General features: G+C 70.0%; 23 protein-coding genes. 12 read left to right on the top strand and 11 right to left on the bottom strand.

Annotation, left to right across the window (positions count from 1 at the left end; translation table 11 throughout):
• Window positions 1–15: 15 nt before the first annotated feature.
• Window positions 16–678 carry a TetR/AcrR family transcriptional regulator gene (locus AC3E6M_RS12095; RefSeq protein ID WP_138174734.1) on the bottom strand — a complete coding sequence of 221 codons (663 nt, stop codon included), beginning with the start codon at window positions 676–678 and terminating at the stop codon, window positions 16–18.
• Window positions 679–1,735: 1,057 nt separating this feature from the next.
• On the opposite strand from AC3E6M_RS12095, the gene AC3E6M_RS12090 reads away from it, so the two are divergent.
• Complete coding sequence (locus tag AC3E6M_RS12090) at window positions 1,736–2,677, top strand: aldo/keto reductase (protein ID WP_138174722.1); 942 nt, start codon at window positions 1,736–1,738, stop codon at window positions 2,675–2,677.
• Window positions 2,678–2,704: 27 nt separating this feature from the next.
• Here the strand turns inward: AC3E6M_RS12090 and AC3E6M_RS12085 are convergent, their stop codons facing one another.
• Complete coding sequence (locus AC3E6M_RS12085; RefSeq protein ID WP_138174720.1) at window positions 2,705–3,547, bottom strand: NAD-dependent epimerase/dehydratase family protein; 843 nt, start codon at window positions 3,545–3,547, stop codon at window positions 2,705–2,707.
• Between the two features lie 215 nt (window positions 3,548–3,762).
• Between AC3E6M_RS12085 and AC3E6M_RS12080 the strand changes: the two genes are divergently transcribed.
• The 4 genes from AC3E6M_RS12080 to AC3E6M_RS12065 all read left to right on the top strand — a co-directional run bounded on the left by AC3E6M_RS12080 (window position 3,763) and on the right by AC3E6M_RS12065 (window position 6,113).
• The gene (locus AC3E6M_RS12080; RefSeq protein ID WP_138174718.1) at window positions 3,763–4,305 is read left to right on the top strand and encodes an RNA polymerase sigma factor; all 543 of its coding nucleotides are present in this window, start codon (window positions 3,763–3,765) and stop codon (window positions 4,303–4,305) included.
• 4 nt (window positions 4,306–4,309) lie between these two features.
• Window positions 4,310–4,882 carry an Asp23/Gls24 family envelope stress response protein gene (locus AC3E6M_RS12075; RefSeq protein ID WP_138174716.1) on the top strand — a complete coding sequence of 191 codons (573 nt, stop codon included), beginning with the start codon at window positions 4,310–4,312 and terminating at the stop codon, window positions 4,880–4,882.
• The gene (locus AC3E6M_RS12070; protein WP_138174714.1) at window positions 4,879–5,193 is read left to right on the top strand and encodes a hypothetical protein; all 315 of its coding nucleotides are present in this window, start codon (window positions 4,879–4,881) and stop codon (window positions 5,191–5,193) included. Before AC3E6M_RS12075 ends, AC3E6M_RS12070 begins: the two co-directional genes overlap by 4 nt.
• Before the next feature lie 71 nt (window positions 5,194–5,264).
• Entirely contained in the window at window positions 5,265–6,113 is an 849-nt protein-coding gene (locus AC3E6M_RS12065; RefSeq protein WP_138174712.1) for an SDR family oxidoreductase, read from the top strand.
• A 40-nt stretch (window positions 6,114–6,153) separates the two neighbouring features.
• Here AC3E6M_RS12065 and AC3E6M_RS12060 read toward each other — a convergent pair whose 3' ends face one another.
• Genes AC3E6M_RS12060 through AC3E6M_RS12050 form a run of 3 tightly spaced genes read right to left on the bottom strand, consistent with a single transcriptional unit; the run spans window position 6,154 to window position 8,828 of the window.
• The gene (locus tag AC3E6M_RS12060) at window positions 6,154–6,852 is read right to left on the bottom strand and encodes a methionine ABC transporter permease (protein ID WP_138174710.1); all 699 of its coding nucleotides are present in this window, start codon (window positions 6,850–6,852) and stop codon (window positions 6,154–6,156) included.
• The gene (locus tag AC3E6M_RS12055; protein ID WP_490530036.1) at window positions 6,849–7,871 is read right to left on the bottom strand and encodes a methionine ABC transporter ATP-binding protein; all 1,023 of its coding nucleotides are present in this window, start codon (window positions 7,869–7,871) and stop codon (window positions 6,849–6,851) included. Before AC3E6M_RS12055 ends, AC3E6M_RS12060 begins: the two co-directional genes overlap by 4 nt.
• 6 nt (window positions 7,872–7,877) lie before the next feature.
• Window positions 7,878–8,828 carry a MetQ/NlpA family ABC transporter substrate-binding protein gene (locus tag AC3E6M_RS12050; protein WP_138174706.1) on the bottom strand — a complete coding sequence of 317 codons (951 nt, stop codon included), beginning with the start codon at window positions 8,826–8,828 and terminating at the stop codon, window positions 7,878–7,880.
• Between the two features lie 251 nt (window positions 8,829–9,079).
• On the opposite strand from AC3E6M_RS12050, the gene AC3E6M_RS12045 reads away from it, so the two are divergent.
• Window positions 9,080–10,087 carry a pyridoxal-phosphate dependent enzyme gene (locus tag AC3E6M_RS12045; protein WP_490530035.1) on the top strand — a complete coding sequence of 336 codons (1,008 nt, stop codon included), beginning with the start codon at window positions 9,080–9,082 and terminating at the stop codon, window positions 10,085–10,087.
• The gene (locus tag AC3E6M_RS12040) at window positions 10,084–11,244 is read left to right on the top strand and encodes a cystathionine gamma-synthase (RefSeq protein ID WP_490530034.1); all 1,161 of its coding nucleotides are present in this window, start codon (window positions 10,084–10,086) and stop codon (window positions 11,242–11,244) included. The genes AC3E6M_RS12045 and AC3E6M_RS12040 overlap by 4 nt, the downstream gene beginning before the upstream one ends.
• 125 nt (window positions 11,245–11,369) lie before the next feature.
• On the opposite strand, the gene AC3E6M_RS12035 is transcribed toward AC3E6M_RS12040, so the two are convergent.
• The gene (locus tag AC3E6M_RS12035; RefSeq protein WP_138174700.1) at window positions 11,370–12,005 is read right to left on the bottom strand and encodes an NADPH-dependent F420 reductase; all 636 of its coding nucleotides are present in this window, start codon (window positions 12,003–12,005) and stop codon (window positions 11,370–11,372) included.
• Window positions 12,006–12,374: 369 nt separating this feature from the next.
• Here AC3E6M_RS12035 and AC3E6M_RS12030 point away from each other — a divergent pair, with 369 nt between their 5' ends.
• Genes AC3E6M_RS12030 through AC3E6M_RS12015 form a run of 4 tightly spaced genes read left to right on the top strand, consistent with a single transcriptional unit; the run spans window position 12,375 to window position 15,191 of the window.
• Entirely contained in the window at window positions 12,375–13,172 is a 798-nt protein-coding gene (locus AC3E6M_RS12030) for a sulfite exporter TauE/SafE family protein (RefSeq protein WP_394529675.1), read from the top strand.
• Window positions 13,173–13,204: 32 nt separating this feature from the next.
• Window positions 13,205–13,654, top strand: a complete 450-nt coding sequence (locus tag AC3E6M_RS12025; protein WP_138177771.1) for an FAS1-like dehydratase domain-containing protein — start codon at window positions 13,205–13,207, stop codon at window positions 13,652–13,654.
• Window positions 13,651–14,055 (top strand): MaoC/PaaZ C-terminal domain-containing protein, encoded by a 405-nt coding sequence (locus tag AC3E6M_RS12020; RefSeq protein ID WP_138177773.1) that lies wholly within the window; start codon window positions 13,651–13,653, stop codon window positions 14,053–14,055. Before AC3E6M_RS12025 ends, AC3E6M_RS12020 begins: the two co-directional genes overlap by 4 nt.
• Entirely contained in the window at window positions 14,055–15,191 is a 1,137-nt protein-coding gene (locus AC3E6M_RS12015) for a UDP-N-acetylmuramate dehydrogenase (protein ID WP_138177775.1), read from the top strand. The genes AC3E6M_RS12020 and AC3E6M_RS12015 overlap by 1 nt, the downstream gene beginning before the upstream one ends.
• A gap of 69 nt (window positions 15,192–15,260) precedes the next feature.
• Here AC3E6M_RS12015 and AC3E6M_RS12010 read toward each other — a convergent pair whose 3' ends face one another.
• The 3 genes from AC3E6M_RS12010 to AC3E6M_RS12000 all read right to left on the bottom strand — a co-directional run bounded on the left by AC3E6M_RS12010 (window position 15,261) and on the right by AC3E6M_RS12000 (window position 17,852).
• On the bottom strand, window positions 15,261–15,866 hold the full coding sequence (locus tag AC3E6M_RS12010; protein ID WP_490530033.1) for an endonuclease domain-containing protein: 606 nt from the start codon (window positions 15,864–15,866) through the stop codon (window positions 15,261–15,263).
• Window positions 15,867–16,261: 395 nt separating this feature from the next.
• Window positions 16,262–17,476 carry a pyridoxal phosphate-dependent aminotransferase gene (locus tag AC3E6M_RS12005; RefSeq protein WP_490530031.1) on the bottom strand — a complete coding sequence of 405 codons (1,215 nt, stop codon included), beginning with the start codon at window positions 17,474–17,476 and terminating at the stop codon, window positions 16,262–16,264.
• 52 nt (window positions 17,477–17,528) lie between these two features.
• Window positions 17,529–17,852, bottom strand: coding sequence for a hypothetical protein (locus AC3E6M_RS12000; RefSeq protein ID WP_138177781.1), 324 nt, complete (start codon window positions 17,850–17,852; stop codon window positions 17,529–17,531).
• Window positions 17,853–17,907: 55 nt separating this feature from the next.
• Between AC3E6M_RS12000 and AC3E6M_RS11995 the strand changes: the two genes are divergently transcribed.
• Window positions 17,908–19,191, top strand: a complete 1,284-nt coding sequence (locus AC3E6M_RS11995; protein ID WP_490530030.1) for a chloride channel protein — start codon at window positions 17,908–17,910, stop codon at window positions 19,189–19,191.
• A 92-nt stretch (window positions 19,192–19,283) separates the two neighbouring features.
• Here AC3E6M_RS11995 and aceB read toward each other — a convergent pair whose 3' ends face one another.
• Together aceB and aceA are read right to left on the bottom strand one after the other, a co-directional pair.
• Window positions 19,284–20,945 carry a malate synthase A gene (gene aceB, locus AC3E6M_RS11990; RefSeq protein ID WP_490530029.1) on the bottom strand — a complete coding sequence of 554 codons (1,662 nt, stop codon included), beginning with the start codon at window positions 20,943–20,945 and terminating at the stop codon, window positions 19,284–19,286.
• Between the two features lie 29 nt (window positions 20,946–20,974).
• Window positions 20,975–22,291 carry an isocitrate lyase gene (gene aceA / locus AC3E6M_RS11985; RefSeq protein WP_394529677.1) on the bottom strand — a complete coding sequence of 439 codons (1,317 nt, stop codon included), beginning with the start codon at window positions 22,289–22,291 and terminating at the stop codon, window positions 20,975–20,977.
• Window positions 22,292–22,393: the final 102 nt, after the last annotated feature.

Genomic DNA, 22,393 nt, shown 5'->3' with positions numbered 1-22,393 from the left:
GCCGGGAGGCATCCCTCAGTTGAGCTCCGTGTCCACTTCGTCCAGAGGTGTCGAATCTGCGTCCGCCGTCAACCACCACCGCGGGGCAAGCGTGTTGAACAGACGAAGGAAATCGTGGGGGTCTCGATGGCCCTCGCGCGGGAGCCAACTCACCAGCACCCCGACGAACAGGTAAGCGAAACCGGTCGCAGCCGCCTCGGCGAAGCGATCGGCATCGGAGTCGAAGGGAAGGGTCTCATCGCCGTTCCAGAAGCTGAGTCCGATCTCTCGTTGCGCCTGCATCACCGACTCCCGCACATGCCCGAGAAGCATGGTCGCGACACCGGGGGCGGAGTCGGTGAGCAATGCGGGCCCATAGATCGCCTCACGCTCGATGACGTGTTCGACCACCTTCACGAGCGTCGCCTCGAACCGACGGCGACGTTCGAAGGCCTCGTTCGGCATGTCTCTCAGCGCCTCGCTCCGCAGCGCGTCGAGCTCGGCTCTCAGCGCCTCGTCGAGCAGCCGGGAGGGCGAGTCGGTATGCCGGTAGAAGGTGGCCCGACCGATAGACGCTCTGGCTGCTAGGTCCGTCGCGGTCACCTCGGCGATCGGTTTCTCCGTCGCGGCCGCGAGCGCTGCCTCGTGGAGGCGGGCCCTCGACCTGAGGTGTCGGGCATCTCCTTCGACGACAGTCATGAGACAAGTGTCTCATTGTCTGGCGTCGGGTGCTAGAGCGAACCTCTGGAGGTCCTGCTCGATGAGACACGGTGCGGCGCGAGGCCATTCCCGTCTTCGTCTTCCGTCTGGTCGCGCATCCGTGCTCAACGGATGCACGGCCAGCGGGGTCTGATATTTCGATCTACAAAGTTCTAATCAACTTAGTATTTCTTGATCACCTCGGCGGGAGCAGTTGGCTCAGGGAGATCTCGCGGGCGTCGAAGAATCCCCTCTTGGCCACCACCATCGTGTACCCCTTTGAGCGCAACTCGAGGGCGGATTCGGGCGTCAAAGGGCGTCGACCGACCTTCTCCCAACCCGTTGCCAGTCGATATGCGTGCGTGACAGTCCGAGCGCGTGCCATCAATTTCCCTTCCGCGGTAATCGTGGCAGGAAAGGGGTTGATTCACGAAATCCGAAGGTTGCGTACGGGTGAATGCGGCAGGCTATTTTCCCTTTCTTTCGTTGCCTGACGTTCCCGGAGATTTCATCCTGATCGGTGGGCCGAGCCTCACTCGCGGGGCCGCGTCGGCGCCGTAGCCTGGGGTTCAGGGGGTGCGCCGTCTTTCGGGGGCGCACGCCTCGGCCGCTGTGAGCAGCGGCATGCGCGCGCGCCAGTGCGCGCTCGAAGGTGGCGACAGGGAACGAAAACCCCCATTTCTGGGGGTTTTTGAAAGGGGTGTCCGTTCCCCTTGGGAATAGGGTTGAAATGACTTGGTGAGCCGGATTGTTTGCGAGTTCCAGGAACCGAGAGATTCATCCGTGCAACGGTCCGTGCGATTCGCCCTCATCTCGGCATTCACGTGTCAGAGATTGCCGATTTCTTCGGTGGCTTGATCTGGCCTTTTTTGCCCGCCTTCGCTCTTTCTCTGCGACTTCTTCGCGCTCTCCGGGGTCGTCGGGGCTTGCTTCGACTGGCGGAGAAGGAACCGCGCTGAAGGCTTGGATCCGGTGACATTCCGCGCCGATCATGCTCCCCTGTGTCGGCATCTTCCGCGCCCGCACACCGTCGGCGTCAGCGGGCTAACGTCGTGTCATGAGCGACGATCCCGTACCCTCGGCGGCCCTCGGCCTCGGACTCGCCGCTGTGGGGCGCCCCGCGTACATCACTGTCGGACGCGACGGCGACCTCGGCGATCCGGCCGACCGGACGATCGACGCGATGCGCGCGCGCAGCCACGAGCTCCTCGACGCGGCGTGGCAACTCGGCATCCGGTACGTCGATGCGGCGCGGTCCTACGGTCACGCCGAGGAGTTCCTCGGCGCATGGCTGCGGCTGCACCCCGACCGCGCCGCGGAGCTCACGATCGGGTCGAAGTGGGGGTACGCGTACGTCGGCGGGTGGCGGATGGATGCCGAGGTGCACGAGCGCAAAGAGCACTCGGTCGCGATGTTCCACCGGCAGTGGCCCGAGACGCTCGCGGCGCTCGGCCGGGCTCCCGACTTCTACCTCATCCACTCGGTCACGCCGGAGAGCCCGGCGTTGCGCGACGCCGCGCTGATCGAGGAGCTCCGGCGCCTGTCCGACGCGGGGGTGCGGGTGGGACTGTCCACGAGCGGTCCGTACCAGGCATCGGTGCTCGACGCGGCCCGGACGTTGGACCGCACGCCGTTCTCGGTCGTGCAGGCGACCTGGAACCTGCTCGAAGGCACGGTGGGGCCGGCACTCGCTCGCGCTCATGACGACGGCTGGACCGTTGTGGTGAAGGAGGCATTGGCCAACGGTGAGCTCGCCGAGGCGGACCCGGGAGGGGAGCTGGCCGTCGCCGCCGCGGGGCTTCCTCTGGACGCTTTCGCCCTCGGGGCCGCTCGGGCTCAGCCCGGAGTCGACATCGTCCTCAGTGGCGCGTCCACCCGGGCGCAGCTGGAGCGCGGCGTCGCGAGCCGTTCGGTGCGCGTCGACGAAGAGACGCGTCGTCGACTCGCGGTCGACCCCGAGACGTACTGGCGACAGCGGTCCGCGCGCGCCTGGCGCTGAGCCCGCGCGGTCGGCCCGCGTGCGGTGTCAGCGGTGGTCGCGCCAGGAGTGCTGCGGGTCGTAACCGAGCAGACGCCGCGCCTTGTCGATCGAGAGCAGGGTGCCGGTGCCGTCGAGGTCGCCGCGCGTCTCGACGCCCGGGAAGACCTCGGCCACCAGTTCGGCGTTCGGACGCGTCGTCACCGTGTCGGCGGCCGCGATGATGAAGCGGTCGAACCCGGTCGGCGCGTTCTCGAGCGCGCGCTGCACGGCTTGCGCACCGTCGCGCGCGTCGATGTAGCCCCAGAGGTTCCACTTGCGGGCGCGGGCGTCGGCATCGAACGGGAACTCGGCGTAGTCCTCCGGCACCATGACGTTCGAGAACCGCAGCGCCGTGATCGACAGCTCCGGATGCCAGCGGACGAGCTCCGTGGCCAGGTGCTCCTCGAGCACTTTCACGAGGGAGTACACCGACTCGGGGCGCGGGGCGTAGTCCTCGTCGACGGGGATGTAGGGCGGGTCGATGTCGAAGGGCAGGCCCAGCACGGTCTCGCTCGAGGCGTACACGATCCGGTCGATGCCCAACCGGACGGCGGCCCAGAACACGTTGAACGTGCTCGTCATGTTGTTGTGGAACGTCGCGACGTCCGAGCGGATGCCCGGGGCCGGGATCGCCCCGAGGTGGACGAGCGCGTCGATCCCGTCGTGCTGATCGTTGACGCCCGCAAGGGCATCGATGACCTGGCCGTAGTCGGTGAGTTCCACCTGGACGAATCCGGGTCCGCGCTCGCCGCGCACGTCGAGGCCGATGACCTCGTGTCCGGCCGCGCGCAGTTCGCGGGCGACGACGGTGCCGAGCTTGCCGGAGGAGCCTGTGAGGGCGATACGCATGGACGTCCTTCGTTCGGGGGTTCTGCACGACGTTACCGGTGCACGGGCGCGACGGGGCCGGGAGGCCTTCGGCGAACGGCGGGAGGGGGATGCCACGAGTTCCTCCTTTCGTCAACCTCGCGCGCTCGAGAGCGACGAGTGCTTCGCTAGGTCACGAGCCGACTTCGCGCATCGTCACGAAGACGCGGCCCAGCGACACCTGACAGGAAACCGGCATGAGCTCTTTGTCCTCCGCGACCGACGCCTTCCTCGCGTCGCGCGCGGCCGACGGTGATCAGATCGCCTTCGGCGTGCTGGTGCGCCGCCACGCCCCGTTCCTCGTCGCGTTCGCCACCAAGCTCACCGGGTCCCGCGCCGATGCCGACGATTGCGTCCAAGAAGCACTCATCACCGCGTGGCGACGGCTTCCCGACCTCGCCGACCCCGCCAAGGTCCGCAGCTGGCTCACCACGATCGTCTCGCGCAAGGCCACCGATCGCCTGCGGGCGCGGAAGATCTCGGAGCCGATCGACGAACAGATGGTCTCGGCGGGGGATGACCCGGAGCGCTCCGTTGTGGCATCGTCGCAGATGGACGCCCTGAAGAAGGTTCTGGCCGATCTTCCCGAAGAGATGCGTGTCGTCTGGGTCTTGCGCGAGATCGGCGGACACAGTTACGACGAGATCGCGACCGAGGTCGGCGAGACTCCGGCGACGGTGCGCGGGCGCCTGGCTCGGGCGCGAAAAACCGTACTGGAACGCATGCAGGAGTGGAGGTGATCGAATGAGTGACGACGTGGACGACGTGGGCGGCTCGGGCTACTCGCTCGAAGATCTCTCCGCGTACCTGGATCGTGGCCGCACTCCGCGGATCCCGACGATCGAGCGCAACGCCGAGTGCCAGGCCCTGCTGGCCTCCATGGAGCGCATGGGTCGGATGTCCCGCGAGATCGTCGAGGAACAGGCCGCGGAACCCCTGGCGGAGTCCTGGTACGACGAGATCATGCGCGAAGTGATGCGGGAGTTCCGCGCGGGCCGTGACATCCCGTTGGCCCGTACCCCGGACGGCACGCAGCTCGTGGTCACCGAGGGCGCGCTCTACGAGGTGATCCGCTCGGTCGGCGACGACATCGAAGGGGTGCTCGTGGGGCGCGTCCGCATCGATCAGATCGAACCGACCGCGCCGCTGGATGTGCGGGTGAACGTGAGCGTCCTGTTCGGTTACCCGATGCAGGACACGGTGGATCTCCTGCGCGACGGCATCCGGGTGGCGATCGAGCGCCACGGCGAACTGCGGGTGGGGCGTGTGGATATCACCGTCGGAGACGTACATCTGGAGGGGGAGGACGAGGGATGACGGATACCGCTGCCGAACTGGCCCCGCGCATCGACATGGCCGTGACCGCGGTCGTCGGCGTCCGTGAGACGTACTCCGCACGCCCGATCGTGGCGCGCGCGTACGAGCGCGTGGCCGACGTGGAGGGGTCGCTCGCCGCGGTCGACGAGACCGCCGGAGCCCGCGCGATCACCGTCTGCATCGGTGTCTCCCGCGGCGACGACGGCGCCGCGGTGGCATCCGCCGTCGCCGAGGCCGTGCGCGGAGCCGGTGCTGCGCCCTCCGACACCGTGCGCGTGCGGGTCGCGCGCCTGGTCGCCCCGCGAACCTGAGAGAGGTCGCGGCCACCTCTCTGCGCGGCGGAATACGCTGGGGGCACCGATTCCCGCCTCTCGGAGGACGAATGCCTGCGCAACCCGTGATCGCCGTCGCCGGATCCACCGGAGCCGTGGGAGGCCGCGTCGCGCGCGACCTCGCCGCCCGCGGCATCCCTCAACGGCTGCTCGTGCGCGACGCGGCCCGCGCGCCGGAACTCGAGGGTGCCGAAGTCCACGTCGCGGGCTACTCCGACGCGGCAGCGGCGGCATCCGCCCTCGCCGGGGTCGAGACGCTCTTCATGGTCTCCGCCTCCGAGTCGGCCGATCGGGTCGAACACCACCGCACTTTCGTCGAGGCCGCGGCGCGGGCAGGGGTGCGCTCGATCGTATACACGTCGTTCCTCGCCGCGGCGCCCGATGCGGTCTTCACTCTCGGGCGCGACCATGCCGCCACCGAGGAGATGATCCGGGGATCCGGCATGTCGTGGACGTTCCTCCGCGACAACTTCTACATGGACATGATGGAGCTCTTCGCGGGCGATGACGGTGTCATCCGGGGCCCGGCGGGGACCGGCCGGTGCTCGCTGGTGTCGCGCTCGGACGTGGCCGCGACGGCCGTCGCCGTGTTGCGCGATCCCGCGGCCCACGCCGACCGGGCGTACGACCTCACGGGGCCCGAAGCCCTGACACTCGACGAGGTCGCGCAGAAGATCTCGGCCGTGCGCGGACAGCCGGTGCGCTTCCACGACGAGACGGTCGACGAGGCGTACGCCTCGCGCGCGGTGTTCGGCGCCCCGCGATGGCAGGTCGACGCCTGGGTGAGCACGTACACCGCGATCGCCAGCGGCGACCTCGCGGGGGTGTCGGGCGACGTCGAGAAGGTGACGGGACGGCCCGCCCAGACCTTCGACGAGTTCCTCGGCGCGATCGCCTGAGCGGCCGCGCCGCCGGTACCCGGCGACGCGACCGCCCGGATCAGCGCCGCAGGATCCGACGCGCGAGCCGGTTGCCCAGGAACTGCGCCAGCTGGACCAGCACGATGATGATGCCGATCGCGATCCACATCGTGAGGAAGTCCCACCGGCGGAAGCCGTAGGTCAGGGCGAACGAGCCGAGCCCTCCCGCGCCTACCGCCCCGGCGACGGCGGTCATGTCCACGATCGCCACCACGACGAACGTGTAGCCGAGGATCAACGGCCCGAGCGCTTCGGGGACGAGCAGGGTCGCGATGATCCGCCACGGTCCCGCACCCGCGGCCCGTGCCGCCTCGATCACGCCGGGGCTGATCGTGACGAGGTTCTGCTCGACGATCCGCGAGAATCCGAACGTCACCGCGATCGAGAGGGGCACGACCGCGGCCGTGGTGCCGATCGCCGTCCCCACCACCGCGGCCGTCACCGGGGACAGCGCCAGGATCAGCACGATGAACGGGATCGGCCGGAACACGTTCACCAGGAGGTTCAGCACGACGTTGACCGCGCGGTTCGGGAGCACCCCGCCCGTGCGCGTGACGTAGAGCGCGAGTCCGAGGAGGAGGCCGCCGATCCCGCCGAACACCATCGTGAGCAGCACCATCGTGAGGGTCTGGCCGATCGACTCGAGCAGGATCGGTCCGTACCGGTCCCAGCTCCACTGCGTCGCGGCGGGAACGATCAGAGCGCTGAGCGTCGTCATCGCGCCACCTCCTCGACGCGGGTGACCGCGCGCAACTGCGCGATCACGGCATCCACCGATTCGTCCGACCCCGTCAGCTCCACCGTGAGCGAGCCGAAGGACCGTTGCTGCAGGGAGCTGATCCCGCCGTACAGCAGCTCGAAGGTCACACCGGCGCTCGCGGCGCGCGACAGGATGCCGCCGATCCCGGCACCGTCGACGACGTCGGCGATCACGATGCGACCCGGGTGGGCCGCGCGCAACCGCTCCAGGTCCGCGGTACTCGGGCGATCGTGCAGAGCGGTGGAGACGAACGACCTGCCGGTGTCGGAGGTGGGCTCGGCGAACACCTCGAACGCCGTTCCCGTCTCGACGATCCGGCCGGCGCTGAGCACCGCGACGCGGTCGGCGATCGCGCGCACGACGTCCATCTCGTGGGTGATCACGACCACGGTGACACCCAGCTCACGGTTCACGCGGCGCAACAGGTCGAGCACGTCCGCCGTGGTCGCCGGGTCGAGGGCGCTCGTGGATTCGTCCGCCAGCAGGATCGGGGGAGAGGTCGCGAGAGCGCGAGCGATGCCGACGCGCTGCTTCTGACCCCCCGAGAGCTGGTCGGGGTAGGCGTGCGCCCGGTCGAGCAGCCCCACGAAGTCCAGCAGCTCGGCCGCACGCTTCTCGCGGTCGGCTTTCGACCATCCCGCGACCTTCAACGGGTAGATGACATTGCCGGCGACGGTCCGCGAGGCGAACAGGTTGAACTGCTGGAAGATCATCCCCGTACGCCGGCGGATGGGGCGCACCTGCCGCTCGGGCAGGGTCGAGATACCGACGCCGTCGACCACGACCGTGCCCGAGGTCACCCGTTCGAGCCCGTTGATCAGGCGCACCAGAGTGCTCTTGCCCGCACCGGACTGGCCGATGACGGCAAAGATCTCTCCCGCGGCGATCTCCAGATCGACACCGTCGAGCGCGGTGACGGTGCTGCCGTCGACGTCATACGACTTGGTGACGCCCGAGAGGCGGATGAGCGGCGGCATGCGGGATCAGGCCCCCGCTTCCTTCTGCTTCTCGATCTGAGCGAGCCAGTCGCGCACTTGCGCCGGCTTCTCCTCGACGATGCGGGCCGTTCCGCTGGACTCGGACACCACGATGTCGGTCACGCGCGGGTCGTGGTACGCCTCCCAGACCTTCTGGTAGACGGTGTTGTCCTCCTCGCCGGCGCGCGAGGCGATGATGTTGATGTACGGCCAGCTGTTCGCGTCGGAGGGGTCGACCGAGAAGATCGCCTTGTCGATGATCCCGGCGTCCGTGGCGAAGTTGTTGTTGACGATCGCGGCCGCGATGGACGGGTCCTGGAGCGCCGGAGCGGTGAGCGAGGCGTCGACCGGCTCGACCTGCACGCGGCTGGTGACGATGTCGGCCGGGGTCGGGGTCGTCGCGTCGTTCAGCGTCAGCAGCCCCGCGGACTGCAGCACCTTCAGTGCGCGCGCCTGGTTGGTGGCGTCCTGCGGGATGGCCACACGGCCGCCCTCGGGGATGTCGGCGACGTCGGAGTACTGCTCCGAGTAGATGGGGAGGGGCACGATGAGGGTCGGCCCGACGACGGCGAGACCGTCGCCCGTGGCGACGTTGTGGTCGGACAGGTAGTCGATGTGCTGGAACGCGTTCAGGTCGATCGATCCGTCGGCCAGTGCGGGGTTCGGCGTCTCGTAGGAGTCGAAGGCGACGACCTCCAGGTCGATGCCCTCCTCCGCCAGGATCTCCTTCAGGACCGGCCAGTGGCCCTGGGCAGCGTCCGTCGTTCCGAGGCGCACGGTCGTGCGCTCGCCGTCGGCCGCGGGGGTGTCGGACGAGCCGAACAGGCGCGGGATCAACAGGGCGCCCGCGACGACGACGGCGACCGCGACGATCGCGATCGCGGCGTACAGTCCGCCCCGGCGGCGGGGCTTGGAGGGAAGGGTGGGCCCGGTCGGGCCGCTCGTGCTGTCACTCATGGTGGTCTCCTTGGTGCATCGCCCGGTTCGGGCGTCCGAGCACCGTACGCAGACGCCCGCAGCACCCCCAAGTCGCGTGACGAAACGTGACCGGCGATGACCGGATGCCCGTCATCCGGCACGGCCGTGTCGGATCCTCGGGTATGCTGACCGCGTGCTGACCTGTCGCTGTTGTCGCTGAACGCTCCGCGTTCTTCTTCGACGACCCCGTCAGCCGCGCCCCCGGGCGCATCGACCCCCAGGACTCCACCGTGCGTTACGCCCAGAGCGTCGCCGACCTCGTCGGCAACACCCCCCTCGTCCGTCTGAATCGGGTGACCGACGGCATCGCCGCCACGGTGCTCGCGAAGATCGAGTACTTCAACCCCGGCGGCTCCGCGAAGGACCGCATCGCCGCCAACATCGTCGACGCGGCCGAACGCGACGGGCTGCTGCAGCCCGGCGGCACGATCGTCGAACCCACGAGCGGCAACACCGGCGTGGGTCTCGCGCTCGTCGCGCAGCAGCGCGGCTACCGCTGCGTCTTCGTCGTTCCCGACAAGGTCGCCGAAGACAAGCGCGCGGTGCTGCGCGCGTACGGCGCGGAGGTCGTGGTGACCCCCACGAACGTCGAACCCGAGGACCCGAAGTCGTACTACAGCGTCTCGGACCGCCTCGTGCGCGAGATCCCCGGGGCGTTCAAACCGAACCAGTACGCCAACCCGAACGGGCCGCGCAGTCACTACGAGACGACGGGCCCCGAGGTCTGGCGCGATACCGACGGCACGCTCACGCATTTCGTCACGGGCGTCGGCACCGGCGGCACCATCAGCGGCACGGGCCGCTACCTCCGCGAGGTGGCGGGCTCGTCGGTGCGGATCGTCGGCGTCGACCCCGTCGGCTCCATCTACTCCGGCGACGACATCCACGGCTACGACGTCGAGGGCGTGGGCGAGGACTTCTGGCCGCCCGCGTTCGACCCGACCGTGGTCGACGCTTACGAGCGGGTGTCGGATGCCGAGTCGTTCGCCATGACGCGACGCCTGGCCCGCGAGGAGGGGCTGCTCGTCGGCGGCTCCAGCGGCATGGCCGTCGTCGGTGCCCTGCGCGTGGCACGCGATCTCCCCGCCGACGCCGTCGTCGTAGTCCTCCTGCCCGACCACGGCCGCGGCTACCTCAGCAAGATCTTCGACGACCAGTGGATGACCGCGCACGGCTACGACGTCGAGCCCGTGGCATCCGTCCTTCCCCTCTCCGACCCCGAGGAGCACTCCGCATGAGCACCCATGACGCCGCCCGCGGCTTCGACAGCCTCGCCGTCCACGCGGGTCAGGCCTTCGACCCCGCGACCGGCGCGGTCATCCCCCCGATCCACCTGTCGACGACGTACGCGCAAGACGGTATCGGGGGACTGCGCGGCGGGTACGAGTACGGACGGAGCGGCAACCCCACCCGCACCGCGCTCGAGACGCAGATCGCCGCGCTCGAGGGCGGGGTGCGCGCGCTGTCGTTCGCGTCGGGGCTGGCCGGTGAGGACGCGCTGCTGCGCGCAGCCCTCGTCCCGGGCGACGAGGTGCTGCTTGGCAACGACGTGTACGGCGGCACCTACCGTCTGCTCGCCCGCGTGCTGGGTCCGTGGGGCGTGAAGCTCCGCGTGGTCGACATGAGCGACCTGGATGCCGTGGCCGCGGCGATCTCCGAGCGCGCGCCGCGCATGGTCTGGGTCGAGACGCCCAGCAACCCGATGCTGCGCATCACCGACATCGCCGGGCTCGCCCGCCTCGGGCACGAGGCCGGGGCGATCGTCGTCGTCGACAACACCTTTGCCTCTCCCGCGTTGCAGCGTCCGCTCACGCTCGGCGCCGACGTCGTGGTGCACTCGGCGACGAAGTACCTCGGCGGCCACTCCGACGTCGTGGGCGGCGCGCTCGCGTTCGCCGACGCCGACCTCGCCGAGAAGGTGCAGTTCCTGCAGTTCGCCGCGGGCGCGGTGTCGGGACCGTTCGACGCCTACCTGACCACGCGCGGCATCAAGACGCTCGGCATCCGGATGCAGCGGCACAGCGCCAACGCGCAGGCCGTCGCCGAGCACCTCGCCGGACACGACCGCGTGGCGAAGGTGTACTACCCGGGCCTGCCGTCGCACCCGGGTCACGCCCTCGCGGCATCCCAGATGAGCGGTTTCGGCGGCATCGTCTCGCTCGAGCTCGCCGACGGGGCCACCGCGCGCCGCTTCGCCGAGTCGACCCGTCTGTTCACCCTCGCCGAGTCCCTCGGCGGGGTCGAGTCGCTCGTCAACTACCCGGATGCCATGACCCACGCGTCCGTCCGTGGCACCGAGCTCGCCGTTCCCGACACGATCGTGCGTCTGTCGGTCGGCATCGAGTCCGCCGAGGACCTCGTGGCCGACGTCGATCAGGCGCTCGCCGGCCTCTGACGCACGGGAGCCCGACACCGCACGGCGTCGGGCTCCCGGCATCCATAAACGCGATCTGCACCGAGGAACGCTCGCTGAGCGCGTTTCCCGGTGCAGATCGCGTTTATCGGTGGGGCGGGGCGGGGTCAGCGCTCGGCGCGGGCCAGATTCTGCTCCAGCTCGTCGCGATTCTGGCGGACGACGTACGCGGGCTGGTCGCGCTCGACGCGCCAACTCTCGGCGAGAGGGCCGGCCGAGACGGTGTCGTAGCCGAACTCGTCGTAGATGCGCGTGACCAGGGCCACCGCCTCGGCGGAGTCGCTCGAGGTCGCCAGGGCGCGGCGACCCGGGGTGCCGGAGGGGGAGCCATCGGTCAGGATGTCGGCGGCCATGATGTGGTTGAACGCCTTCACCACCGTGCTCTCCGGCAGGTGCTGCTGCAGCATCTGCGACGTCGTGGTGCGCTTCTCGTCGATATCGGCGATGTGGCCGTCGCGCTCCCAGTAGTAGTTGTTCGTGTCGAGCACGGTCTTGCCGCGCAGCGGCGCGACGGGCACCTCGCGGTATGCCTTGAGGGGGACCGTGACCACGACGATGTCGCCGGCCTCGCCCGCGTCGTGGGCGGTGGCGGCGCGGGCGTGATCGCCGAGGGTGCTGGCGAGGTCGGCCAGCGTCTCGGGCCCGCGGGAGTTGGCGATGACCACGTCGTAGCCGTTGTCCACGAAGCCCCGAGCGAGGGCCTGGCCGATGTTTCCTGCGCCGATGATTCCTACTGTCGTCATGCAGGAGGCGAACCGTTCGGTCCGCAGACGCATTCCCGAACGGGCGATTCGGCGCACCGAGTTAGTTAGTTAGCATCCCGAGATATCAGTGTCAAGAGGAAGTGTGTTCCGGGGGGAGAGGGTAGCTTTCTTCCTGTCGCACCCTCGCGATCGTGGTCGCAGACCGGTGTTCGGGTCACCGTTCCGCTTGACCTGTGAGGGCGACGGCCCCCGGTGGACGCGGCTTCGGACCACCGGGGGCCGCTTTTCTTTCCGGGGATCAGGCCGCTCGTCCCGAGCGCCGCGTCGACCCCACGGGCGGACAGTGGAAGACTGGTTCGTCGGCGGGCGGACGGCCCGTCCCCATCCCACGCGCGAGGACCCCGCCCAGTGACCGACGACACCCGCCCGCCCCGCACCGCTCGCTTCTACATCGTCTGCATCGGAGTGGGGCTGCTCGCCGGGCTCATGTCGGGCCTGTTCGGCGTCGGAGGGGGGACGGTCATCGTCCCGCTGCTGGTCCTGCTCCTCGGCTTCGACCAGCGCTTCGCCGCCGGCACCTCGCTCGCGGCGATCGTGCCCACCGCCTCGGTCGGCGTCATCACGTACGCGATCGACGGACACGTCGCCTGGATCCCGGCGCTCATCCTCGCCGCCGGCGCGGTGGGCGGGGCACAGATCGGCACCTGGCTGCTGCCGAAGATCTCCCAGACGGCTTTGCGGTGGGCGTTCGTGGTGTTCCTCGTCGGCGTCATCGTCAGCCTGTACTTCGTGATCCCCTCGCGCGACGCCGAGCTGGAGCTGACCTGGGCCACCGGCCCCGGCCTGCTGGCGCTCGGTATCGTGACCGGCATCCTGGCGGGGCTGCTCGGAGTGGGCGGCGGCATCATCGTCGTCCCGGCGCTCCTGCTGCTGTTCGGCACGAGCGACCTGATCGCGCGCGGCACGTCGTTGCTCATGATGATCCCGACCGCCGTCTCGGGGACCTTCGGCAACCTCCGCCGCTCCAACGTCGACCTGCGCGCCGCCGCGTGCGTCGGGATCGCCGCCTGCATGACGACGGCCCTGGGAGCGTCGCTCGCCAAGATCGTCGACCCCTTCGTCGGCAACGTGCTGTTCTCGATCTTCCTCGTGTTCATCGCCACGCAGATGGCGGTCAAGGCGGTGCGCGGCCGCCACCAGCGCTGAGCGGTCACGGCGGCGCGCCGTAGACTGAACCGGTGCCCGTGAACCCCGAACTGGTCGGCCGTGCCTTCCCGCCGACCGCGCCGTACCTCGTCGGCCGCGAGAAGGTGCGCGAGTTCGCCCGCGCCGTCTTCGCCGACGCCCCCCAGCATTCCGACCCCGAGGCCGCCCGCGCGCTCGGATACGCCGACGTCGTCGCACCGCCGACGTTCGCGATGGTCGTTCAAGACCTCACGCTGCAGCAGCTTCTGGGTGACCCCGACTCCGGCATCGAGCTCTCGCGCCTCGTGCACGCCGAGCAGCGCTTCCGCTACTCGCGTCCGATCGTCGCCGGCGACGAGCTGACCGCGACGCTCGCGGTCACCGGCATCCGCACGCTCGGAGGGAACGCGATGATCACGAGCGAAGCCGAGATCGTGGATGCCGACGGCGCCCACGTCGTGACGACAATCAGCGTCCTGCTGGCGGGGGAGGCGGGCGCATGAGCGGGTTCACCGTCGGAGACGTCGTCGCCGAGCGTTCCGTGCACCTGACCCGCGAGGCTCTCGTGCGCTACGCGGGTGCGTCGGGCGACTTCAATCCCATCCACTACCGCGACGACGTCGCCGCAGCCGTCGGGCTGCCCGGCGTCCTCGCGCACGGCATGCTCACGATGGGCATCGCGGTCGGCACGCTCGCCGAGGCCCTCGGCGACACCGGCCGCATCCTCGAGTACGGCGTCCGCTTCACGCGTCCCGTCGTCGTCGACCCCGAGGCCGGGGCCGACCTTGACGTCAGCGGCAAAGTCGGCGCCGTCGACGACGAGTCCGCCCGCATCGACCTCACCGTGACGCACGCGGGGACGACCGTCCTCGGCAAGGCGCAGGTGCGCGTGCGGCTGTCCTGATGCCCGAGGTCGCGTCGGTTCCGCTGTCGCAGCTCACGACTCTGCGCACCGGGGGGCTCCCCGCACGCATGGTCGAGGCGACCACGTCCGATGAACTGGTGCGCACCCTCCGCGAGGTCTGGGCCACCGGCGAACCGTGGCTCGTGGTCGGCGGTGGGTCGAACCTCTTCGTCGGTGACGAGCCGTTCGAGGGGACCGTGATCCGTGTCCGCACCTCGGGGATCGACGAGCTCCCCGGCTCGCGTCCCGACACCGTCCGCTTGCGGGTGCAGGCCGGTCACGACTGGGATGCCCTCGCCGCAGAGACGGTCGCGCGCGGTCTCGCGGGCATCGAGGCCATGTCCGGGATCCCCGGCACGGTCGGCGCCGCTCCCGTGCAGAACGTCGGTGCGTACGGCCAGGAGATCGTGCAGACCCTCGTCGAAGTGGAGCTGCTCGACGAGTCCACCGGCGAGCTGTCGACGGTCTCGGCATCCGACCTCGGGCTCGGCTTCCGCACGTCGGTGCTCAAACACCACTACGGGTCGGTGGCCGAACGCCCCGCCGTGATCGTCTCGGTCACGCTGGAGCTGGAGCGGGTCGGCGACGGCGACCGACCGGTTCCGGGGGCGCAGCTGCGCGGGGCCCTGGGACTGGATGCCGATGCCGCGGTGTCGTTGCGATGGATCCGCGAGCACGTGCTCGCGACGCGTGCGCGAAAAGGCATGGTCCTCGACGACGAAGACCCCGACACGTGGAGCGCGGGGTCGTTCTTCCAGAACGCGATCGTCTCCGAGGCGTTCGCCCGCACCCTTCCGGCGGAGTGCCCCCGGTGGCCGATGTCGCCGATCGTCGATCCGATGACCGTGATCCCGCTCGCGGCGTTCGCCGGTGTCGTCCCGCCCCCGGTGATCGAGCAGCGCGAGGTGAAGGTCAGCTCGGCCTGGCTCATCGAGAACGCGGGCCTGTCACGGGGCTTCCGCTTCCCGCGCTCGCGCGCGGGGCTGTCGACCAAGCACACGCTGGCCCTGACCAACCGCGGCGAGGCCACCGCCGCCGAGATCGCCGAGCTCGCCCGGTTCGTCCAGCAGCGCGTCCAGTCCGAGTTCGGTCTGCTCCTGCAGCCCGAGCCGGTCCTGGTGAACGTCGAGCTGTAGCCCTGCTCTCGCGCCTGAGGGGTCAATTTCTGTCGCTTGCGGCGCTCGGAAGCGACAGAAACTGACCCCTCACGCGCCGGCGAGCAGGCGGCGGATGCGGGTCAGCAGCGACTCAGGGGCGTCGAAGTCCCGGGCCGTCACCACCGTGACCCGGTACCCCAAGGACTCCAATTCCGCGCGGCGAGACTGGTCGCGACTCCATTGCCGGGGATCGCGGTGGTAGTCGCCGTCGTACTCGATGACGAGACGCGCGTGGCGGTAGAGCAGGTCGACGCGCGCGATGAATCGGTGACCGTCGAAGATCTCGACGTTGCACTCCGGGGCGGGGAGTCCCGCCATCACCAGCAGGACCCTCAGCTCCGACTCCTTAGGTGACTCCGACCCGTCCACGGACAGATCGATGGCGAGTCGCCTCACTTTCGATCCTCGACCACCGATGAACCGTCGATGCATCACCTCCAGTTCTTCTCGGGTGCACAGCGGTCGTCGCCGCGCGAGGAGGTGATCGGTGAGCGCGGTCAGCTCTGCCGCGGAAAGGCGCTCGGCCAACTCCGCCCACGTGCGAAGCGGAGAAGAACATCGGATGCCGTCGACCTCGATGACATCCTCGTCCCGCACGTCGAGACGCCGACCGATCACACCCGGTCGGCGGATGCGGACGTGTGCTCGCGGCATGCCCACGACAGGTGTGTCCAGGGCGCTCGCGGCCAACGTCCAGGGCAGCGGGAGGCCCTGAAGAACGGCGGACGTCGGCCCGCAGCAGAATGCAAGGTCGGGCAGTGCCCGGAGAAGCGCGCCCACGCGCTGGCGTTCGTCATGGCTTCCCGGGACCACTCTCATCCCGCGGAACGGCGAACTCCACGCCGCGGATCGCAGCGTGCTGGGCGAGAGCCCCGCCGACTCGGCTTCAGTGATCGTGAACGCCGGGGAGGGCGCGCGGGACTGGGGCGACGAAGGCATCCTCCATCCTGTCGCTCCCGGCGTGCCGTGCGCCGCGCGTCTCCACAGCCCCCGCGCGAGGGGTCAATTTCTGTCGCTTGCGGCGCTCCGAAGCGACAGAAATTGACCCCTCACGCGGCTCGCGCTGAGGAGAAGAGGCGCTGGAGGCGGTGGACGCCCTCCAGGAGCTCGGCGTCACCGAGGGCGTAGGACAGACGCAGGTAACCGCTCGGGCCGAACGCCTCGCCCGGTACCACCGCGACCTCGGCCTTCTCGAGGATCAGGTCTGCCAGCTCGAGTGAGGTCGTCGGCGTGACGCCCTCCCACTCGCGGCCCAGCAGGCCCCGCACGTCGGGGTAGACGTAGAACGCCCCGAGGGGGTTCGGCACCTCGACGCCGTCGATCTTCGCCAGCTCCGACACGATGAGGCGGCGGCGGCGGTCGAAGGCCTGTCGGAACTGCTCCGCCTCGTCCTGCGGACCGTTCAGGGCTGCCGCGGCGGCGATCTGCGCGATGTTGTTGACGTTGCTGGACAGGTGCGACTGGAGGTTCCCCGCGAGCTTCATGGCATCCGCCGGTCCGACCATCCAGCCCACGCGCCACCCGGTCATCGCGTACGTCTTCGCGACCCCGTTGACCAGGATCGTCTGGCCGGCGAGTTCGGGCACGGCCTCGACGATCGAGACGGCGCGGACGCCCTCGTACGTGAGGTTCTGGTAGATCTCGTCGGTGATGACCCAGATGCCGTGCTCGAGGGCCCACCGGCCGATCTCGGCCGTCTCTTCGGGGGTGTACACCGAACCGGTGGGGTTCGAGGGCGAGACGAACACCAGCACGGTCGTCTTGTCGGTGCGGGCCGCCTCGAGCTGCGCGACGGTGACCTTGTAGTCCTGGTCGGCGCCGGCGAAGACCTCGACGGGGATGCCGTCGGCGAGGGCGATCGCCTCGGGGTAGGTCGTCCAGTACGGGGCGGGAAGCAGCACCTCGTCGCCGGGGTTCACCACGGTCTGGAACGCCTGGTACACCGCCTGCTTGCCACCGTTGGTGACGATCACCTGCGACGGGGCGATCTCGAGTCCCGAGTCGCGCAGCGTCTTCGCGGCGACCGCCTCGCGCAGCACGGGAAGCCCGGCCGCAGGGGTGTAGCGGTAGTTCGCGGGGTTCTGCAGCGCTTCGGCGGCGGCATCCACGATGAACGAGGGAGTGGCGAAGTCGGGCTCACCGGCCGCATACGAGATGACGGGGCGGCCGGCGGCCTTCAGGGCCTTCGCCTTGGCGTCGACCTTCAGGGTCGCGGATTCGGCGATGGCGGAGAGCTTGCGGGAGAGCGGTGCGCGGTCGGTCACGGCACAGAGCCTACTCGGCGCGCCCGGGATGCCGTGGGCGCCCAGGCCCCCGTTACAGGGTCGTGCTGAAGAGCACCCACACGCCCGGCAGGACGAGCAGCAGCCCGAGCCCCGCGCCGACGATCGACAGGACCGGGGTGCGGTGCCGGCGCACCCGCCGCACGATGCCGACCGCACCGATGACGAGGGCGACGATCCCCAGGAACGCCATGATCGGCAGCAGGACGATCCCGAGCCACCAGATCGCGTTCATCCCGGGGGCGAGGCCGATGAGGAAGATCATCAGGACGGGCAGCAGCACGAAAGCCGCGAGGATCACGGCGACGATGCCGAGAGAGTCGGTCGCCCGCTGTTCTGCCGCCGAGGGGGAGCTCATGCGGTCACGCTAGCGCGTGTCCGGACGCTCCCGCACGGTGCGTTAGCGTGGCGGCGTGACAGCCCCCGCCCCCGAGCGCACGCGCGCGCACCGCCGCGGACTCGGAATCCTGTTCCGCCTCGGGCTCGCGACCCTGATCGTCGGCGTCGCGACAGGACTGGCGGTGCTGCTGCTGGTCTGGATCGTGCACACCATCGAGCACCTCGTGTGGGGGCACGAAGAAGGGCCGTTCCTCGACGGCTTCGCATCCCCCCGCGTGTGGTGGCTTCCGATCGTCACGGTCGGCGGTGCCGGTGTCGTCGCGGCGCTCGGGTGGTACCTGCTGCGCCGTTTCGGGCGACGCATCGCCAGCGTCGAGCAGGGTGTCGCCGGGGCGCACATGCCGTGGTGGGAGACGCTGGCCGACACCGTCATCCAGGTCGGCTCGGTCGCCCTCGGCGCCTCGATCGGCAAAGAGGTCGCCCCTCGCGAGCTCGCCTCGATGGCGGGATCCAAGATCGTGCGCTGGTTCCGCCTCGACGCGAGATGGGGGCGCATCCTCATCGCCGCGGCGGCGGGCGCGGGTCTCGCGGGTGTCTACAACGTCCCGCTCGGGGGTGCGGTCTTCGCGATCGAGATCCTGCTGGCGCAGTTCAGCGTCGGCGCCGCGGTCGTCGCCCTGACCGTCAGCGCGATCGCGACGATCGTGGCGCGCCCGCTCGTCGGGGACGTCGCGCTCTATCAGGTGCCCGCCGTGGAGGTGAGCCCGTCGCTGCTGGTCGCGGCGATCCTCCTCGGTCCGCTCCTGGGGTGGGCGGCGACGAGCTTCTCGACTGTGACCGCGCGCTTGGCAGCGTTCCGCCCGACCGGGTGGAAGCTCCTGGTCGCGCTGCCGGTCGCCTTCACCGCCGTCGGCGCGCTCGGCGCAGCCTTCCCGCTCATCCTCGGCAACGGCCGCGCGCTCGCCACCGCGGGCTTCGACCTCTCGCAGCCCGCGCTGATGCTGCTGCTGCTCGCGCTGCTGAAGTACGTCGCCACGGTCGTCTCGCTCGGTTCCGGTGCCGTCGGCGGCACCCTGCAGCCCTCGGTCGCGCTCGGCGCAGCCGCGGCCGCAGGCTGGGCGTACGTGTGGCCCGGGGCCGACGGAACCGCCCTCGCGATCGTCGCGGCGGCGGCGTTCCTGGCATCCACCATGCGTGCCCCGCTGACGGCGATCGTGCTCGTGATCGAGTTCACCGCGACCGGTTTCGACCTGCTGCTGCCGATCTTCCTCGCCGTCGCCGGTTCGCTGGCGGCCTCGCGGCTCACGTCGCGCGCGAGCGTGCGCCGCTTCGCGCCGCTCGACCCCGGCCGCGAGTAGGCCCGCGCACGCGGCAGACGCGCGGAAGGGCCGCGCACGCGGCAGACGCGCGGAAGGGCCGGAGCACGCGGCCCCGGCCCTTCCGTCGCCGATCAGTCGAGGTACTTCGCGTAGGCGGGCAGCGTCAGGAACGCCGGGAACTCCTCGCGCAGCGCCACCTCGCGGAACACCTCGGCGGCGTCGTCGAAGCGGTCGCCCTCGAACCGGGCCGCCTCGGCGAGCACCTCGTCCAGCAGCGATTCGACGTACTCGCGCGTGATGAGCGTGCCGTCATCGGTGGAGCGGTCCTGGTGGATCCACTGCCAGATCTGCGAGCGCGAGATCTCGGCGGTCGCGGCATCCTCCATGAGGTCGTCGATCGCGACGGCTCCGAGGCCCCGCAGCCACGCCTCGATGTACCGGATCGCCACCGCGACGTTGCCGCGCACGCCGGCGGCCGTGATGGGGAGCCCGATCCTCAGGTCGAGCAGCTGCCCGGCCTCGACCGACACCTCGTCGCGGGTGCGGTGCAGTTGGTTGACGCCGTCGCCGAGCACCGCGTCGAACTCGGCCCGCGCCACCGGGATGAGGTCGGGGTGGGCCACCCAGGTGCCGTCGAAGCCGTCGCCGGCCTCGCGGCGTTTGTCGGCCGCGACCTTCTCGAACGCCGCCTCGGTCACTTCGGGCTTGCGGCGGTTGGGGATGAAGGCGCTCATGCCGCCGATCGCGTAGGCGCGGCGCTTGTGGCACGTGCGCACCAGTAGTTCGGTGTACGCCCGCATGAACGGCACCGTCATCGTCACTTCGCTGCGGTCGGGCAGCACGAACCGGGCGCCGCGACCGCGGTAGGTCTTGATGATCGAGAAGATGTAGTCCCACCGGCCGGCGTTCAGGCCCGCGCAGTGGTCGCGGAGGGCGAAGAGGATCTCCTCCATCTCGAACGCGGCGGGCAGCGTCTCGATGAGCACCGTCGCGCGGATCGTGCCATGGGCGAGGCCCAGGCGCTCCTCCGTGAACGAGAAGACGTCGTCCCACAGTCGTGCCTCATCGGCGGACTCGATCTTCGGCAGGTAGAAGTACGGTCCGCGGCCCGCGGCGATCAGCGCGTGGGCGTTGTGGAAGACGTACAGGCCGTAGTCCACGAGGGAACCGGATGCCGGCAGCTCGCGGCCCGCGCGGTCGATGACGGTGATGTGCTTCTCGGGCAGGTGCCAGCCGCGCGGGCGCATCACGATCGTGGGGGTGCGCTCGGCGGTGACGCGGTACTCCTTGCCCTCGGGGCTGGTGTAGCTCAGCTGCCCGCGGATCGCGTCGAACAGCGACAGCTGGCCGCCGATGACGTTGCGCCACGTGGGGGAGGTGGCATCCTCCTGGTCGGCCAGCCACACCCGCGCGCCGGAGTTGAGCGCGTTGATCGTCATCTTGGGGTCGGTGGGGCCGGTGATCTCGACGCGGCGGTCCTCGAGGCCGGGGCCGGCCCCCGCCACGCGCCACGACGGGTCCTCACGGATGTGCGCGGTCTCGGCGCGGAAGTGCGGGTCCTCGCCGTTGCCGATCTCGAAGCGTCCGCGCAGGCGCGCGGCGAGCCGGTCGTGGCGTCGACGGCCGAAACGGTCGTGCAGCTCGGTGACGAAGGCGAGGGCGGCGGGGGTGAGGATCTCGCCGTCGCGTCCCTCGAGGGGGCGTTCGACCCGCAGGTGCGGAGCGGGAGTGGATGCCGAGGGCTCCGGCATCCGTCGGTCGTCGGTGGTGGGCGGTGAGCCGATGAGGGTCATGATCGTGGCTTTCTGGAAGGGGAGAAGTGTCAGTGGAACTGCGCGGTCTCGGTGGAGCCGGCGAGGGCGAGCGTGGCGCTGTCGGGGTTGAGCGCGGTCGAGACGACGTCGAAGTAGCCGGTGCCCGCCTCGCGCTGGTGCTTGGTGGCGGTGTAGCCGACGGCCTCGGCGGCGAACTCGGCCTCCTGCAGCTCGACATACGCGCTCATGGCGCGTTCGGCGTAGCCGCGGGCGAGGTCGAACATCGAATGGTTCACGGCGTGGAAGCCGGCCAGCGTGATGAACTGGAAGGCGTAGCCGAGAGCGGCCAGGTCGGCCTGGAACGTGGCGATCTGCTCGTCGTCGAGGTGACGCTTCCAGTTGAAGCTCGGCGAGCAGTTGTAGGCGAGGAGCTTGCCCGGGTAGCGGGCGTGGATCGCCTCGGCGAAGGCGCGGGCGAGCTCGATGTCCGGCTCTCCCGTCTCGACCCAGATCAGGTCGGCGTAGGGGGCGAACGCGAGACCGCGGGCGATGACGGCATCCAGACCCGGGCGCACCCGGTAGAAGCCCTCGCTCGTGCGCTCGCCGGTGAGGAACTCCGCGTCGCGCTCGTCGACGTCGCTCGTGAGAAGGTCGGCGGCGAGCGCGTCGGTGCGGGCGATGATGACGGTGGGTACCCCCGCGACGTCGGCGGCGAGACGCGCGGCGTTGAGCGTGCGGATGTGCTGCTGCGTGGGGACGAGCACCTTGCCGCCGAGGTGGCCGCACTTCTTCTCGCTCGCGAGCTGGTCCTCCCAGTGGATGCCGGCGGCCCCCGCCTGGATGAGCGACTGCGCCAGCTCGAACGCGTTCAGCGGTCCGCCGAAGCCGGCCTCGGCATCGGCGACGATCGGGGCGAGCCAGTCCTGCGTGATCTCGCCCTCGGCGCGCTCGATCTGGTCCTGACGGAGCAGCGCGTTGTTGATGCGGCGGACCACGGCGGGCACCGAGTTGGCGGGGTACAGGCTCTGGTCGGGGTACGTCTGCCCCGCGAGGTTGCCGTCCGCGGCGACCTGCCAGCCCGAAAGGTAGATGGCCTTCAGCCCCGCGCGCACCTGCTGCACGGCCTGACCGCCGGTGTACGCGCCGAGGGCCCGGACGTACTCCTCGGTGTGGAGGAGGTTCCAGAGGTTTTCGGCCCCGCGGCGGGCGAGGGTCGATTCCTCGCGGACGCTGCCGCGGAGGCGGACGACGTCGTCAGCCGAGTACGTGCGCTCGATGCCGTCCCAGCGGGGGTCGTTCTCCCACGAGGCGCGGATCTCATCGGCGGTCTCGGTCTGGTCGCCGGGGCGCAGGGGCGGCTGGGCGGGGGTGGCCTGGATCGTCATGTCGTCCTCCTTCGGGTCGCGGGCTTCGGTGCCCGTGGAGACCACTGTGGGCGAAGAATCCGGCTCGATCCGAGGATTCTCGGTGTGAAGATTGACCGTTCT

It is taken from the genome of Microbacterium sp. SCPM-O-B-15248 (M128), assembly GCF_058214835.1.
This window is presented reverse-complemented; position numbering and strand designations above follow the sequence as displayed.